We start from the raw sequence: 12,947 nt of genomic DNA, 5'->3' as shown, positions 1-12,947 counted from the left end.
TAACGCGATCATGCGAAGCAGCCCCAGTAGTCGTGGTGGAGCGTGGGAGCGTGGCCCTGGATCGAGGCGATGACCTGTAATGGGGACGATGGGCTGGATGAGCGTGGTGTGGGCGGCGACGTCGCCAGAATCGGGACTGTTCCATCCGGTTGAGAGATGTTCCGAGGTGAAGGATCTGTCAGACCGCTTCAACGAGCTGCGTTCGCGTGGTCAGGGATACGTCGAGGTTCGGTCGCCGAACAGGGAGTTCCCGGTGCTGATCCTGGCCTTCCGAGATGATCACGCAGTCGTCCATCTGATGAGTAGCACTGAGCGGATGTCTCTGCTCGTAGGAGACGGCACCGTGCCCTCGGATGCCGAGGTCGAAGTCCCGATCATGGATGACCTCGCCGCGTTCACGGGCGACTTTGTTCTGGACATCGATCGGGCGTGGGACCTGCTGCACAGCTTCACCCAGACGCAGGCGGCCGGCCCTCTGGGTGAGTGGTGTGAGTTGTAGCTAATGCTCGTAACACGATCATGATCGGTACTTCTTCAGTCGCCTCCAGCAGATGAGGCCGCAGGCCAATGAGGCGAAGGCGTCGTGGAGTTCGGTTCGGCGTTCCCAGCGGACGGCGAGGCGTTTGAACTGGTGGAGCAGGGCGAAGGTCTGCTCCACGACGTAGCGGATCTTGCCCAGGCCCTTTGATGTTCGGGGCGCCCTTGCGGGAGATGACCGGCAGGATTCGGCGCTTGCGCAGCTCCTCGCGGTGGCGGTTGGCGTCGTAGCCCTTGTCGCCGAGCAGCGAATCGGGGCGGCGGCGTGGCTGGCCGGGACGCCCGGATACGGGAGGGATGCCGTCGACCAGGGCGAGGGTCTGGGTGACGTCGTTGACGTTGGCGGTGGTGATGACCTTGAGCGGGGAGCCGCGTCCGTCGCAGATCAAGTAGTGCTTGCTGCCCGCTTTCCGCCGGTCGACCGGCGACGGAGCGGTGTCGGCGCTCCCCTTTTTCGCGCGGATGTGGGAGCCGTCCACGCACGTACTCGGCCGCCCGCTGGGCCGTGCGGGCCTGGACTGCGAAGCGTTCCATCTTCTCGTCGACATCGGGCAGGTCGGTGATGTGCAGGTGGGGGATCACACTGGGCGGGTTGAGGTCGCCCAGGCGTATCCGAGGAGCGCTTTCAACGAGCGTCTCAGGCGGGGTGGATGCTGGGAAGGTGTGCTGGCCTGTCGCAGAGCCCGCGGCCATCGAGCGGTGTCGGTCTCTACGAGTGCCCTGATGGGGTTTCGTTGTGTTGTGTGTTGAGTTGTTGCCAGCGTCGTTCGAAGTCGGGGGTCAGTGCCGCGATGTAGTGGGGGGGGTGAGGGGCTTGTTGTACTGGGCGGTGATGCCCAGCCGGGCGCATTCGTGGGCTATGTCGGTGGGGGAGGGGGTTGGGTCGTGGGCGCGGTGTGTGGCCCAGATGTTGTAGGTGCGCCATCGGAGGAAGTGTCTTCGTAGGTTGGCGGGGCTGATGGGTTGTTGGCCGCGTCCGAGCAGGCCTTGTGTGGCGAGGTGGGCGGAGAGTTGTTGGCCGGTGGGTTGGGTGCCGTGGCGGGTTTGGTAGTCCTGCCAGGCGAGGTAGTAGCGGTCGGGGAGGGTGAGGTTGTGGCTGGTTGAGCGGTGTGGCGTCTGGTGGTCGGGGCTGGTGGTCTGCCGCGGGGTCTGCCGCGTACGGCTGGGTCGCGTGGTCTCGGTCGTCCGGGGTGCGACAGCGGGTGGGGGCGTGACGTGGCCGGGCTGGTGGCGGGGGGCGGATGCGGCCTGGCGGGGCGGTAGACGTTGTGGCTGGTTGGGTTGACCGGTTCGTGGCTCGGGGCCGAACGGATCGCTGCCGGGCGCGGAGGCAGTGTCCTGGTGGGTGCCTGTGGTGGCGTCGGGGTCTTGGGCGTGTGCGTGCGTCGGGTGCACGGGGTTGGGCTTGTTGGTGCTGCGTGGTGTGGTGCCTGCTTCGGTGAGTGCGGCCCGGTTCTGGTCGTGTTGGTCTTTGAGTGTCGGTGCACCGGGGGGCTTGCCGGAGGTCGTGTGCGGGCTGGTGTGGCCGGACGGGCTGTGGGCGGGCCGGCCGGGGGAGTGAGGGGTCTGCTGCCCGGGGCGGGTGTACGTGCGGGGGTGGGTGTGCAGTTCCGGCTCGGTCGTCAATGCGGGGCGGGGGGCCTGCAGTTGTGGGGGTGTTTGGGTGTGGCTGTCCGGTGGGGAGTGCTGTTTGCCGGGATGTGTGGTGCTGGTTGTTGCGGGCGCTGGTGTGGCGGCAGTATCGTGCGCGGCCGGTTCCGTGTCCGTGGCCGGGGCTGCATGGGCGGCTTCCCGCTGGATTGCCGGCGTGATCGGGGTTGGTTTGATGTCCGCGGCGGCGAGGCCGGCCGGGGCCGTGTCCGCCAGCGGGATGCCGTAGCGGGCCAGCCGCAGTGGTATCAGGGATTCCACCGGGGCTTTGCGGCGCCAGGCGCGGCCGAACCGCGAGTGCAGGCGGGCCTGGTAGACGAGGCGTTCCTGCTCCAGGGTGATGGCCTGCTGGTAGGAGCGCAGCTCCCACAGTTTCATGCGCCGCCACAGCAGGAACGTCCGGATGGGGGACAGCAGCCAGCGGGCGGGCCGCACGCCCTCCATGTGCGTGTCGGCCGTGATGTCCGTGATCGCGATCGCGTGCCGGGCCGCCTCCACGGCGACGATGAACAGCAGGGGGATGACGCCGTGCATGCCTACGCCCAGCGGGTCCGGCCAGGCTGCTGCGCCGTTGAAGGCGATGGTCGCCGCCGTCAGCAGCCAGGCGGTCTGCCGCAGCAGCGGGAAGGGAATGCGGTGATGGGTGAGGTAGAGATCGAGGGCGAGCAGGACACAGATGCCGGCGTCGATGCCGACCGGGAAGAGATAGGCGAAGCTGCCGAAGCCCTTGCGGGTGGCGAGTTGACGAAGGGCTGTGTAGGAGCCGGTGAAGCCGATGCCGGCGACGATGGCGGTCCCTGCGGTGATCAGCACGCTCAGCCACCGTCGGGCGGTGAGGCCGAGTGGCTGTGCTGATGCTCCCGCCGGTTTTGGCACCGGCGTCGTGTTGGTGTCCGGCGCTGCGTTGGGCGTTGTTGGCGTCGTCTGTGCGGCGTGCGGTCTGGGTGGAGCCGTTGGCGGTGGTGGTGGCGGGGGTTGTAGGGGTGTGGTCTGGGTGGTCATGGTGTGGGTGTCCGGCCGGGGCGGGGGGAGTTGAGGAGGTGGTTGATGAGTTGTTCGGTTTCGGGTTCGGGTGAGCAGTCCAGTTCTCGGTTGATTTGTTGCAGGCGGGTGATCGCGGTGTGCAGCCCGGAGCGGTTGCCGCGAGCAGCCTCAAGACGCATCCAGTCCCGGTAGAGGAGTTCGGCTGTGGGGTCGGCGTCGAGGCCGGTGGTGATGGCCTGGCGGGCGGCGTTGAGGTCGTGGTGGGGGCCCGCAGGTGTGCGGTGGGTGGCGACGGTGTGGGCGATGTCGGTGATCCGGGTGGTCATGTCCTGTGCGTAGGGTTCGGCCCAGGGCAGTGGCCGGCCGCCGAACGGCTTGCCGCGGACCAGGGCCAGTGCCTTCTCCAGGCCGGTCAGGCCGGAGGGGCCCTGGGGCAGGGCGTGTTCGACGAGGTGGAGGAAGCGGGTCCAGTCGCAGCGCACTGCGGGGGCGAGTCGGTAGGGGTCCTCGCCGGTTTTGCGGCGCGGTACGTAGAGGGTGCCGGAGGAGTCGCTGCCCAGGGCGCTGCGCAGGCCCTGCATCCGGGCGTTGAGGGTGCTGGTCGACCACGGGCTGACGGGGTCCATGTCGGCACACAGCACGTCCGCGGTGCGGCCGGGCCGCAAGTACAGCAAGGCCGCGAGCTGCGCCGTTCTGGGGCCGTGGCCGGTGTTGTCCACGCCCGTCACCTCGACCGGCCCGAGCACCCGGATCTCCGGCGCGTTGAGGTCTGGCGTCTCGTACGCGTCTCCCTTCGCCGCTGCGGGCTCCTCCAGGGCGGCCCCCGGTGTGTGAGCCTTCGCCGTTTTCGCCGTGTCGGTGGCTTCCCCAGTAGTCGGGTAGGCCGGGGCCGGTAACACCGCTGCTTCGGTGTCCGGTCCGGTTGCGTCGTCGAGTGGGGGCGGCGATGGGGTGGGGGAGAGGAGACGGAGCCCGGAGGGATCGGTGCCGGCGGCGAGCAGGGCCGGGAAGACCTCGCCGCTGGCGTCCGTTTCCGCCGCCGGTGACGGGATCGAGCCGGCCATGGGTGCGGGGAACGGCTTTTCCCGCGATGCCTGCCCGGTCTGGGGCATGCGGTCGGGCTCGTCCGGGACGTCCTCCCAGGGGTCCTCGGCGGGGTGGGACGGCTGCCCGGACACCTTCAATGCGGTGGTGATCTGCAGGTAGGCGGCGTGCTGCAGGCGCTGCACCGTGATGTCGGTGCCGACATAGTTGAGGGTCTGCGGCTGGTTGAGGGAGGCGTTGAGGATCTCCGCCTCGGGGAAGCGGGCGGCCGCCGTGCTCGCGGGGGCGATCAGCGTGACGGGTACCGCCCCCGCCCGGGAGATCACATCCGCGAACTGCCAGGCGGTGTCCTCGTCCAGGGCCGACGCGCACAGCAGCAGATACGGCTGGTGCCGGCTCTCGGGCATCTGGTGTGCTTCCAGCAGGCGTTCGCTCAGATCGCGCAGGGCGTGCGCGGCCTGCCGCATGTGGGCGATCCGCGTGGTGGGCAGCAGCTGCGGCAGGTCCTCGCCGAATCCCACGGTGACGACCTCGACGTCCGTGGCCCACGGGCTCATGGCGAGTTCCAGCGCGAGGGAGGTGCACACCTCGGTGATGTGGACGGGGTTGCCGTCCAGCAGCAGCGCGGGCAGGGCGGCGAGGTTGAGCAGCAGCAACTCGCCCGCCGCGGTGTGGCCGATGGTGACCAGCCCCGGATACGGCGCCGACACCGCGCAGGCGGCCTCCTCGTCCAGGAGGGCGGCCTCAGCGGGAAGGACCCACCAGCCGGCCCGCCCGGCGGTGAACGGCGCCACCGGTTGTTGGGCGAGGTCCTCGGGCAGCACCTGAACCGCGCGGGTGGCGATCCGGGCGGCCCGCAGCGGCGGCAGAACCGCGCCGTGCTCCTCCTGCTGGGCCACGTGGTGAGCCAGGGTCTGCAGCGCCACGTCCAGACGCGCAGCACCGCCCGGCTCGGCGGCCGCCGCCAACTGGGCCTCCGCTGGGGAGGGTTCGGCTGCGATGGCGATCGTCTCGCCGGGCTTGCGGCGGCGGCGCTGCAGGGTGCGGCGCAGGGCGAGCGCACCGGTGACGGCGGCGGCGAGCAGCGCGCCGGCGCCGAGCACGATCCGCAGGTTGAGCGGGCTGGTGGCCGGAGCCGGCGCCGGTGGTGATCCGGGCGCGGGGGAGGCAGCGGAGCCGGACGGCTCGGCCGACGCCGGCGGCGTGGCGGCAGAAGAAGCCGAGGCGCTGGCGGGGGGCTCGGGCCTCGCGGACGCCGCAGCCGGCGGTGAGGACTGATCCTGTCCGGGCTGCTCGGCCGGGCGACGGGACGGCGCGGTGGCCGCCGACGACCGGGGTGCAGGCGTAGTGGTCTGGCCGGGTGCGGGCGCTGGTGCATTCCCCGTGCTGTCGCCCGGGGGCTGCGTGGGGTTGGGGTTCTGGGTGGCTGGGGGAGGGCTCTCCTGGCCGCCGGACTCTCCATCGTGGCCCTGGCCTTGGGGCGGCTGACCGGTGTGGGCTGCGGGCACGGTGACCTGCTGTCCCGCGTAGATGATGTTCGGGTCGGTGATTGCGGGCAGGCCGTGCGGCTGCGGCGTGTCCCGGCTGGCCTCGAACAGCTGCGGCCAGTCGTCGCCGTCGCCGAGCTCCTTTTCCGCGATCTTCGACAGGTAGTCGCCCGAGCGGACCGTGACGACGTGCTCGCTCTCCTCGCCGGCCGTGGGTGCGGCCTCACCCAACTGCGTACGCAGGCCCCCTACTTCCGTTGGCGTGGCGGGCATCTGAAGCTGCCAGCCGGGCTGCAGAAAGCTGTTCGCGCGGAAGATGGTGCCGTCGGCCATGGTGTGGCCCTCGTTGAGGTCGGCGATCTCCCGCCACCGCTCGCCGTCGCCCAACTCCCTCTCGGCGATGCCCCACAGGCTCTGCGCCGGCCGCATCTCGCGCACCGTGTACGACGGGCTGGACGCTGTGGTGGTCGCCGAGGACGTGGAGGCCTGCTCGGTCTCGGCGGCCTGCCGGGCCTGGGGCTTGCCCGGAATGGGGGCCGCCGTGGTGGCGGGGGCGGCCTGGGCGTCGGAGGCCAGGGCCGAGCTCGTCGGCAGGAGCACCAGGATGCTGCCGATCAGCAGGGCCGCGGCGCGCTGGGTGGCGCCCATCCCCCGCGGGGCGTGCCAGGTACGGCCCCTCAGCTGCGCGATCAGCTCGCGCACCGCGCAGAAGGCGAACTGCGCCCACCCGATCCAGCCCACGCAGGCCAGGAACAGCAAAAAGACGCTGCCGGTGTCCTGCCGGTGAAGCAGGTGGGTGAGGTCGTCGTGGGTGGCCGCCCAGATGGCGGGGGTGGCCCAGGCCAGCAGCACCGGCAGCCCGCAGGTCGCGGCCGCCAGCACAAGCAGGCTGACCGCGGCCTTGAGCACGCGTGCCAGCGTGCGGGCGGCGGTGGGGGCGGGGATGCGGGCAGTGGCGGGCATCAGGGTCCTTGATCGGGTGCGGTGACACCGTGCAGGAGGGTGGCCGTGCCATGGCCGGTCACCGGCAGCGAGTCGACACCGGCCACCGACAAGAACGTCGTGTCGTAGGAGCCGGTGACCGTGACGGTCAGGGTCTTACCGTCCCCTGAGACGCTGACGGTGCCGGCGGCGCCGGCCGTGCGCAGGTAGGCCTGGGCCGCGGCGGTGGCCGCCTGCGGATCGGCCACGATGGCCCGGCCGTTGATGGCATCGGCCGCGTCGATGGCCTGCCCGCCGGCCCGGGCGGCCTCACCGGCGAGGTAGTCGGCGCGTTCGGTGGCGCGCATGGTGCTGCCGCCGTCGACGGCGACGCCGATGATGCCGATCAGCGCGACGACGCACACGGCGACGAACACGGTGACGCCACCGCGGTCCTGGCGGGCCTGCCGTATCCGATGGGCGATCACCTTGCTGGTGCCGGAAAGGGCACAGTCGGCTGTGCTCTCCCGCACGGGCCCCGCAGGCCGTGCTCGGTGCGCGCGCACCGCATCGCGGCCACCGCCATGGCCCCTCGTGCCTGCGCCTGGCGCCTGTGCGGCGCGCACGTCCGGTTGGCCACCGCGGGATGGTGTGGCAGCGCTGCCCTCGGCCGGCACGGCGTCTGCTGTGCCTGCCCGTCGGTCCGGCGGCCGGCGGACGCGAGGGCCGGACGATCCAACTCGCTGGGTCCCCTCCCGCTGTGGGGCAGGCGTACCGGTCCGCATACCCTTTCCGGTGTGCCCGTTGATTGCACCGACTGCCACTGTGTCATCTGCCAGGCTGTGCCCGACCTGGATGAGCGCACCCTGGCGAGTGTGGGCATCATCGGCCGGCATGGCTGGCAGGTCGTGATGGTCCCCGCCGACGGCCAGGGACCGGGCTGGGCCTACACCATCGGCCTGTGGCACTCTCACCGCATATCCGAGCTGGCGATGTTCGGCCTGGACATCCACGTGATGCAGAGCATTCTCAACGACATCGGCCGGCGGGCCGTCGAAGGAGCCACTGTGCGGGCCGGCCAGGAGTGGCACGACGTCGCCAGCGTCCCGGTCGTACTCACAGCCGTCGACTACCGCTGGTACAAAGCCTTCTTCGGCACCGCGATCGGCTTCTACCGCAGGCCGCCGGTACCGTTCCTGCAGGTCCTGTGGCCCGATCGTGAGGGAGATTTCCCCGGGCAGCCGGGTGGTGAAGACCTGCTGGGCCGCCAGCCCCGGCTGTCGCTGCCGCCTGAAGAGCACCCCGTCGGGGTCTGGACACAGGATCTGTGAGGCGGCCTCCGCAAGGGCGTCGCGGACAATGAGCCCATGACGCGCTGGTTGTGCAGCTACTGGGCCGAGGAAGATACCTGGTTCTACTTCGAGGCCGACGCCGACGGCTGGGTCACCCGCCAGGTTGAACTCCAAGGACCGCTCCAAAAGCCCGTTGCCGCAGCCTCGTTGGCTGAATGGGAAGCCGCCCAGCAGGCCGGAGCCCTGGCAGAGTACGAGGCGGCGTTCGGCGCCACGGCGCAGGCGCCCGTCCACGAGTGGGACGCCCACGAACCGCAAGACCTCACCGCCGCAGAATTCGAGACCGTCTGGCGCACTGCACGGGCAACCTGCCAGGCAAGAGCGCGAGCACGCTCGACGGACGAAGCATGAACCCACATACCCTCGCGCGCTCACTGCTCGGCCCCCACGCCTCGGTTCGTAGTCCACGGCACGTCAGAATCTGCGAACCCAAGAGCTCTCTGGCGGTACTGGTCCACGACCGAGGTGGCGGTCGATGTGAGCGTTTTGGCTCCCGGCACGCCCGGGAGGAGCAGGTCGGAGAGGTTGACGGTGCAGGTCACGGTCGCGGTGACGGTGCCGACCTGCCCCACCGGCACGTTGAGACCGCCCGTGTTGATGTGGACGCTGGTGGATGAGCAGGTGATGCCCTGGTCGTTGAGGGACTGCGCGGCCGCCGCCTGCGCGGCGCTCTGCGCGGATGCCGCGGTGCGGTGAATGGAGGCCTCCCGTGCCGCGTCCTCGGCCGCGGCGTCGATCTTCGCGCCGGAGGTGACGATGCGTCCGCCGGCGAGGGCCATGCAGAGGAACATGATCAGGGCGGGGAGGACAATGGCAGCCTCGATCGCCGCGCTGCCCTCGTCACTGCGGAGCCTTGGAGCCCGCCGGGCCGTGTTGCGCATCTGGTTCACCCTCCCGGGACGGTTGTCCATTTCTCCACCGGGCCGGACGCGGACTGCGTGACGTGAAGGCCCGAAATGCCCGGGATCATCGACATGGCAGTGCCGGACACCTGCACCTGCACACGCTGTCCGTTGCTGGTGGCCGAGACGCTGTAGCCGCTGAGGCTGTCACCCGCGGTGCGGCCCAGCACATCCCGTGCCTGGGCCGCACCGTCGGCGGGGCTCGCCTGGTAGGCGCGGGCCGCGGTGGCGCCTTCGCGGGCGGCGGTCAGGGCGATCTGCCGGGCGTAGTACCACAGGGAGGCCTGGATCACGGCAACCGTGGCGAGCAGCACGAACGGGAAGATGATCGCCATCTGGATGGCCGTGTCACCGCGGTCCTCGCGCCACCTTCGCCCCTGCCACCAGTCCGTCAGCCGCTGGTGAGCAGACATCACAGCCCGTTGAGCTTGCCGTTGTACTTGGCGATCACGACGGCGATAGTGCCGGCGATCAGGACGGCGCCGGTGACGGCGGCGACCCAGATGATGACGGTCGTGGTGGAGATGTCGCCGCGGTCCGGACGGCGGGTGGCCTCCTCAAGGCCCTCCTGCAGCTGCGTGGATAAACGGATCGCTGCACGGTTGGCGCGGCCGATGACGCGGGACCCTCGGCTGCCGTGGCCGTGCCTGCGGGACGTGCTGTCCGGGCGGGCGTGCGGGTGGGTGGTCGCCCGGGTCACAGCGCGGCGGGTGCGGGCTGCGGTGTCCTTCATGTTCCTTACCTTTCTTCAGCGTTGAACGAGTCGGTGTGGTCAGACGGTCAGCATGCGGATCACCGCGGGGAAGGCCATCAAGAGCATGACCAGGACGGCGAGCAGGGCTCCGGGCGCGGTCATCTTCTCGCTGGCCGTGTTCGCTTCCGCGGCCTGATCGGCCAGCAGTTCGGCGTTGAGCGCCGCGGTACGGGCCCGAAGGGCCTTGTAGACGGCGGCGCCGTCGGTGGCGCTGCCGCGCATGATGTCGGCGACGTCGGTAAGGACGGGCAGGTCGTAGGTGTGGGCGAGGTCCGTGAGCGCTTGGTAGGGCGGGATTTTCTCCAGCCGGGCCCGGCGCAGCGCGCCTTGGAGATAGAGGAAGGGCCAGCCTTCGCCGACCTCGGCGGCTTTTTCGAGGGCTTCGGCGGGGCCGGCGTCGGCGGCCCGCTTGAGGGCGACCAGGTCGAGGTAGGCGGACAGGGCGTGGGCGAACTCCTCCCGGGCCCGCTTGGCCTGGTCGCGCACGGCGAGATCGGGGGTGAGGAACAGCAGGGCGGCGATGATGAGTCCGACGACGGCGGGCACGTAGAACGGCAGGCCCACCCCGGCGATGATCCACGGAATCGTCGCGATGACCGGGCAGAGCAGCCCCAGACCGGCAAACGCGACCTTTTTCAGCATGAACTGGCCCGGCCCCTGCCCGAGCAGGGCCAAATTCGTGGTGGGAACCCGGACTCCCGGGAGCCGCTCGAGGCGGGTCAGCAGCCACCGGCCCCACACCTCCTCGCGGTCCAGCTCCGGCTCGGGCATCGTCAAGGTGGCCGGGGCACTGCGCTGGAGGGCCGGTGCCAACGCGGGCTGGGGCTGCAGGAGTTCCCGGATCAGCAAGGCGACGCCGGCACCGACCGTGCCGCCGCTCAACACAACGGGGAGCAGGTTCACGAGGCGGCCCCTTCCGGTTCCCGTGCGGTGATCGGCGCCTCCGGCTCCGGGGCGGGCGCGGGCAGCCGGACGGTGCTGGCTGGGTCGGTGACCAGGAAGCGCGGGACGCGCCGGAAACTGCCCAGCTGCCGCATCAGGGCGAGGACGCCGATGAACCCGGCCGTCAGGAAGGCCAGCACGAGCTGTCCCAGCAGCGTCGAGTAGGGCTTGGTGTAGGAGGGCACGAAGAACCCGGCCACCACGACGCCCACGGTGATGATGGTCATCCACCGCACCGTGGTGCGGGGCTTGGCGCGGTCCGCCTCGATGGCGCGCTTCTTGGCGACCTCTTCGCGGACGGTGCCTGACAGGTCCTCCAGTGCCTGAGCCAGGCCCGGGCCGCGGTCACCCGCCGACAGGATGAGCGCGGCGACCACCTTGTCCGCGGTGACATCGTCCAGTTCCTCGGCGAACGCGCGCAGCGCCTGCTCCGGCCGCCACCCCAGGCGCAGCCGGTCGGACAGGTTGATGATCTGACCGGCGAGTTCGTCCGGCGCCCCCTGACGGCTGGTGATCATCGCCTGCTCCAGGCCCATGCCCAGACGCAGCAGCCCCGCCAGCCGCTGCGTCCACTCGCTTAAGCCCTCCAGCTGACCGATGCGCTCGGCCGCCATCTGCGCCGGGCTGACCAGCCAGGGCACGCCGATGACGGCCGCGCCCAGCAGCGCACCCCCGACGAAGTTCCCCGAGACCAGCCACACGACCACGAAGACCACGACGGCCGCGGCCATGAGAGTCCGCTGCCGCATCCGGGCGTCCTCGCTTTGGTTCTCCCTGCCGCCCAGGCCTGCCCGCCAGCGCTTGAGCAGCGGGGCCCGGCGCGGCGCGGTCGTGCCCACGACACCCACCACGACGCCGATCAGCCCGCCGACCATGGCCATCCCGGACAGCAGCCCGAACAGAAGGATCATTGGCCGGCCCCCACCTTCAGCGGCAGCGGCGCCGGCCAGGCTCCGTAGGGCTGCTGCAGCCACGAGGAGTCGAAGCCGACGCGGCGCAGGTCGTCGATGCACCCCGGGTCCATCCTCGGCACCGCCCGTAGCTCTCCCCACTCAAGCCCGGGGGAGAAGACCTCGTTGGTGGCGGGCCGGCCGTTCTCGCCGATCCCGGTGAGCTCCAGGACGTGGGAGACGTAGCGGTGGCGGCGGCCGCCGATCTGCGTCTCGTCCGTCATGTCGACGTAGACGACGAAGTCCAGGCCGTTGGCGGTCTGCCGGTAGGCGAGCTGCTCGGAGAGGTTGTCCTGGGCGAGCGCGTACAGCTCGGCGATCCGGTCGAAGACGATGTCCGGGCGCCGGGCGTGGATGGTGCACAGGTTGCCGCCCGAGCCGTTGGTCAACGCCTGCATCATGGCGACGACTTCCGGTCCGCGGACCTCGCCGACCACGATCCGCTCCAGCGACATCCGCAGCGCGGGATGCATCAAATCCAGCAGCGTGACCTCACCGGCACCGCGGCCGGTGACGTCCTTCTCGCCGTTGGACTCCCGCCCGACCAGGGAGACGACCTGCTGGTGGTAGCCGTTTTGGTGGGCGAACAGTTCGTCCTCGGTCTGGATGGTCGCAAACCGGCACTCCGGGTCGAACTCCTTGAGCATCGCCCGCAGCAAGGTCGTCTTCCCGGCCTTCTGCTTCCCCGCGATCATGATGTTCTTCTCGGCGCGTACGGCGGCGCCGAGGAATTGGCGCAGGATCGGGTCGATGGTGCCCAGCCGGACCAGGTCGTCGAGATTTGCGTGGGAGATGCGGTGGCGGCGGATGACCGCATAGGTCATCGGCCCGAGCCCGGTGATGGCCTGGAGACGGGAGCCGTCCTGCAGGGACAGGGCGAGGGTGGGGTTCGCGGTGGAGATGGTGCGCTCGCTGTGCCCGGAACCCCGGGCCAACTCCCGTAGCAGCTCCAGCAGTTCCTCTTCCGAGTCCGCGATCGGCCCGACCCGGCGGCGTTCGCCGTCACCGTAGTCGAGCCACGCCTCGTGCGGGCCCTGGATGATGATGTCCTCGACCCGGTCATCGTCCAGGTACGGCTGGAGCCGGCCCGCCCGAAAGAGCAGGTCATACACGGCGCGGCGCAGCGCCTCATCCTCGTGCGGCGTCATCGCCTGGGCGTCCGACCACAACGCGACGGCCTCGGCGATCCAGTTCAGGCAGCGCTGCTCCTCGCTGGCCCGGTCCATGCCGGGCTTGGTCTTGATCAGTTCCTCGCGCTGCTTGGCGACCTGCGAGGCGATGTCCCTCGCGACCCGGTAGTCGACGGTGACGTGCGGAGCCGCCGTGCCGAGCACCTGCGTACTGGAGGCAGCACCGGCGACTGCCGGCGTTCCGTTGGCCTGGTGCCTCCACTCCTGGGGGACCGGTGCCACCGTGGGGTCGTG

General features: G+C 70.4%; 13 protein-coding genes and 1 pseudogene. 3 read left to right on the top strand and 11 right to left on the bottom strand.

All coding sequences use genetic code 11. The annotated features are described in order from the left end of the window. Nucleotides 1-97 precede the first annotated feature (97 nt). Nucleotides 98-499 carry a hypothetical protein gene (locus MKW14_RS37040; protein WP_240870578.1) on the top strand — a complete coding sequence of 134 codons (402 nt, stop codon included), beginning with the start codon at nt 98-100 and terminating at the stop codon, nt 497-499. Nucleotides 500-517: 18 nt separating this feature from the next. On the opposite strand, the gene MKW14_RS37035 is transcribed toward MKW14_RS37040, so the two are convergent. The 5 genes and pseudogenes from MKW14_RS37035 to MKW14_RS37020 form a co-directional block, all read right to left on the bottom strand. Continuing rightward, nucleotides 518-658: a hypothetical protein gene (locus MKW14_RS37035; protein ID WP_240870577.1), complete on the bottom strand. Its 141-nt coding sequence runs from the start codon at nt 656-658 to the stop codon at nt 518-520. 55 nt (nt 659-713) lie between these two features. Continuing rightward, a pseudogene (locus tag MKW14_RS41710) lies at nt 714-1,085 on the bottom strand (transposase); the annotation flags it as partial. A 232-nt stretch (nt 1,086-1,317) separates the two neighbouring features. Continuing rightward, complete coding sequence (locus MKW14_RS37030) at nt 1,318-3,000, bottom strand: DUF2637 domain-containing protein (protein WP_374116651.1); 1,683 nt, start codon at nt 2,998-3,000, stop codon at nt 1,318-1,320. A gap of 185 nt (nt 3,001-3,185) precedes the next feature. After that, nucleotides 3,186-6,665, bottom strand: a complete 3,480-nt coding sequence (locus MKW14_RS37025; protein WP_240870576.1) for a LysM peptidoglycan-binding domain-containing protein — start codon at nt 6,663-6,665, stop codon at nt 3,186-3,188. Beyond that, entirely contained in the window at nt 6,665-7,111 is a 447-nt protein-coding gene (locus MKW14_RS37020) for a pilus assembly protein TadG-related protein (RefSeq protein ID WP_240870586.1), read from the bottom strand. Before MKW14_RS37020 ends, MKW14_RS37025 begins: the two co-directional genes overlap by 1 nt. A gap of 387 nt (nt 7,112-7,498) precedes the next feature. Between MKW14_RS37020 and MKW14_RS37015 the strand changes: the two genes are divergently transcribed. After that, entirely contained in the window at nt 7,499-7,954 is a 456-nt protein-coding gene (locus MKW14_RS37015) for a DUF4262 domain-containing protein (protein ID WP_240870575.1), read from the top strand. A gap of 36 nt (nt 7,955-7,990) precedes the next feature. Then, nucleotides 7,991-8,326: a hypothetical protein gene (locus MKW14_RS37010; protein WP_240870574.1), complete on the top strand. Its 336-nt coding sequence runs from the start codon at nt 7,991-7,993 to the stop codon at nt 8,324-8,326. A gap of 20 nt (nt 8,327-8,346) precedes the next feature. Here MKW14_RS37010 and MKW14_RS37005 read toward each other — a convergent pair whose 3' ends face one another. From MKW14_RS37005 to MKW14_RS36980, 6 genes are read right to left on the bottom strand one after another with little or no spacing between them, the layout of a single operon-like run. Then, the gene (locus tag MKW14_RS37005) at nt 8,347-8,856 is read right to left on the bottom strand and encodes a TadE family protein (protein ID WP_240870573.1); all 510 of its coding nucleotides are present in this window, start codon (nt 8,854-8,856) and stop codon (nt 8,347-8,349) included. A gap of 5 nt (nt 8,857-8,861) precedes the next feature. Continuing rightward, nucleotides 8,862-9,290, bottom strand: coding sequence for a TadE/TadG family type IV pilus assembly protein (locus MKW14_RS37000; RefSeq protein WP_240870571.1), 429 nt, complete (start codon nt 9,288-9,290; stop codon nt 8,862-8,864). Further along, nucleotides 9,290-9,610, bottom strand: a complete 321-nt coding sequence (locus tag MKW14_RS41110) for a hypothetical protein (RefSeq protein WP_276622990.1) — start codon at nt 9,608-9,610, stop codon at nt 9,290-9,292. Before MKW14_RS41110 ends, MKW14_RS37000 begins: the two co-directional genes overlap by 1 nt. A 39-nt stretch (nt 9,611-9,649) precedes the next feature. Further along, nucleotides 9,650-10,534: a type II secretion system F family protein gene (locus tag MKW14_RS36990; protein WP_240870569.1), complete on the bottom strand. Its 885-nt coding sequence runs from the start codon at nt 10,532-10,534 to the stop codon at nt 9,650-9,652. Continuing rightward, nucleotides 10,531-11,484 (bottom strand): type II secretion system F family protein, encoded by a 954-nt coding sequence (locus MKW14_RS36985; protein WP_240870568.1) that lies wholly within the window; start codon nt 11,482-11,484, stop codon nt 10,531-10,533. Before MKW14_RS36985 ends, MKW14_RS36990 begins: the two co-directional genes overlap by 4 nt. Further along, a complete protein-coding gene (locus MKW14_RS36980) occupies nt 11,481-12,857 on the bottom strand; it encodes a TadA family conjugal transfer-associated ATPase (RefSeq protein ID WP_374116652.1) in 1,377 nt (458 codons plus the stop codon). The genes MKW14_RS36985 and MKW14_RS36980 overlap by 4 nt, the downstream gene beginning before the upstream one ends. Nucleotides 12,858-12,947: the final 90 nt, after the last annotated feature.

The sequence above is a fragment of the Streptomyces gilvus genome (assembly GCF_022513565.1).
Lineage (GTDB): Bacteria > Actinomycetota > Actinomycetes > Streptomycetales > Streptomycetaceae > Streptomyces > Streptomyces gilvus.
The sequence above is the reverse complement of the archived record's forward strand: the minus strand, read 5'-3'. Positions and strand labels throughout refer to the sequence as shown.

Coding starts and splice junctions, on each gene's coding strand:
- MKW14_RS37025 (WP_240870576.1), bottom strand. CDS start 6,665: ATGCCCGCCACTGCCCGCATCCCCGCCCCCACCGCCGCCCGCACGCTG.
- MKW14_RS37040 (WP_240870578.1), top strand. CDS start 98: ATGAGCGTGGTGTGGGCGGCGACGTCGCCAGAATCGGGACTGTTCCAT.
- MKW14_RS37010 (WP_240870574.1), top strand. CDS start 7,991: ATGACGCGCTGGTTGTGCAGCTACTGGGCCGAGGAAGATACCTGGTTC.
- MKW14_RS41110 (WP_276622990.1), bottom strand. CDS start 9,610: ATGAAGGACACCGCAGCCCGCACCCGCCGCGCTGTGACCCGGGCGACC.
- MKW14_RS36985 (WP_240870568.1), bottom strand. CDS start 11,484: ATGATCCTTCTGTTCGGGCTGCTGTCCGGGATGGCCATGGTCGGCGGG.
- MKW14_RS37005 (WP_240870573.1), bottom strand. CDS start 8,856: ATGCGCAACACGGCCCGGCGGGCTCCAAGGCTCCGCAGTGACGAGGGC.
- MKW14_RS37000 (WP_240870571.1), bottom strand. CDS start 9,290: ATGTCTGCTCACCAGCGGCTGACGGACTGGTGGCAGGGGCGAAGGTGG.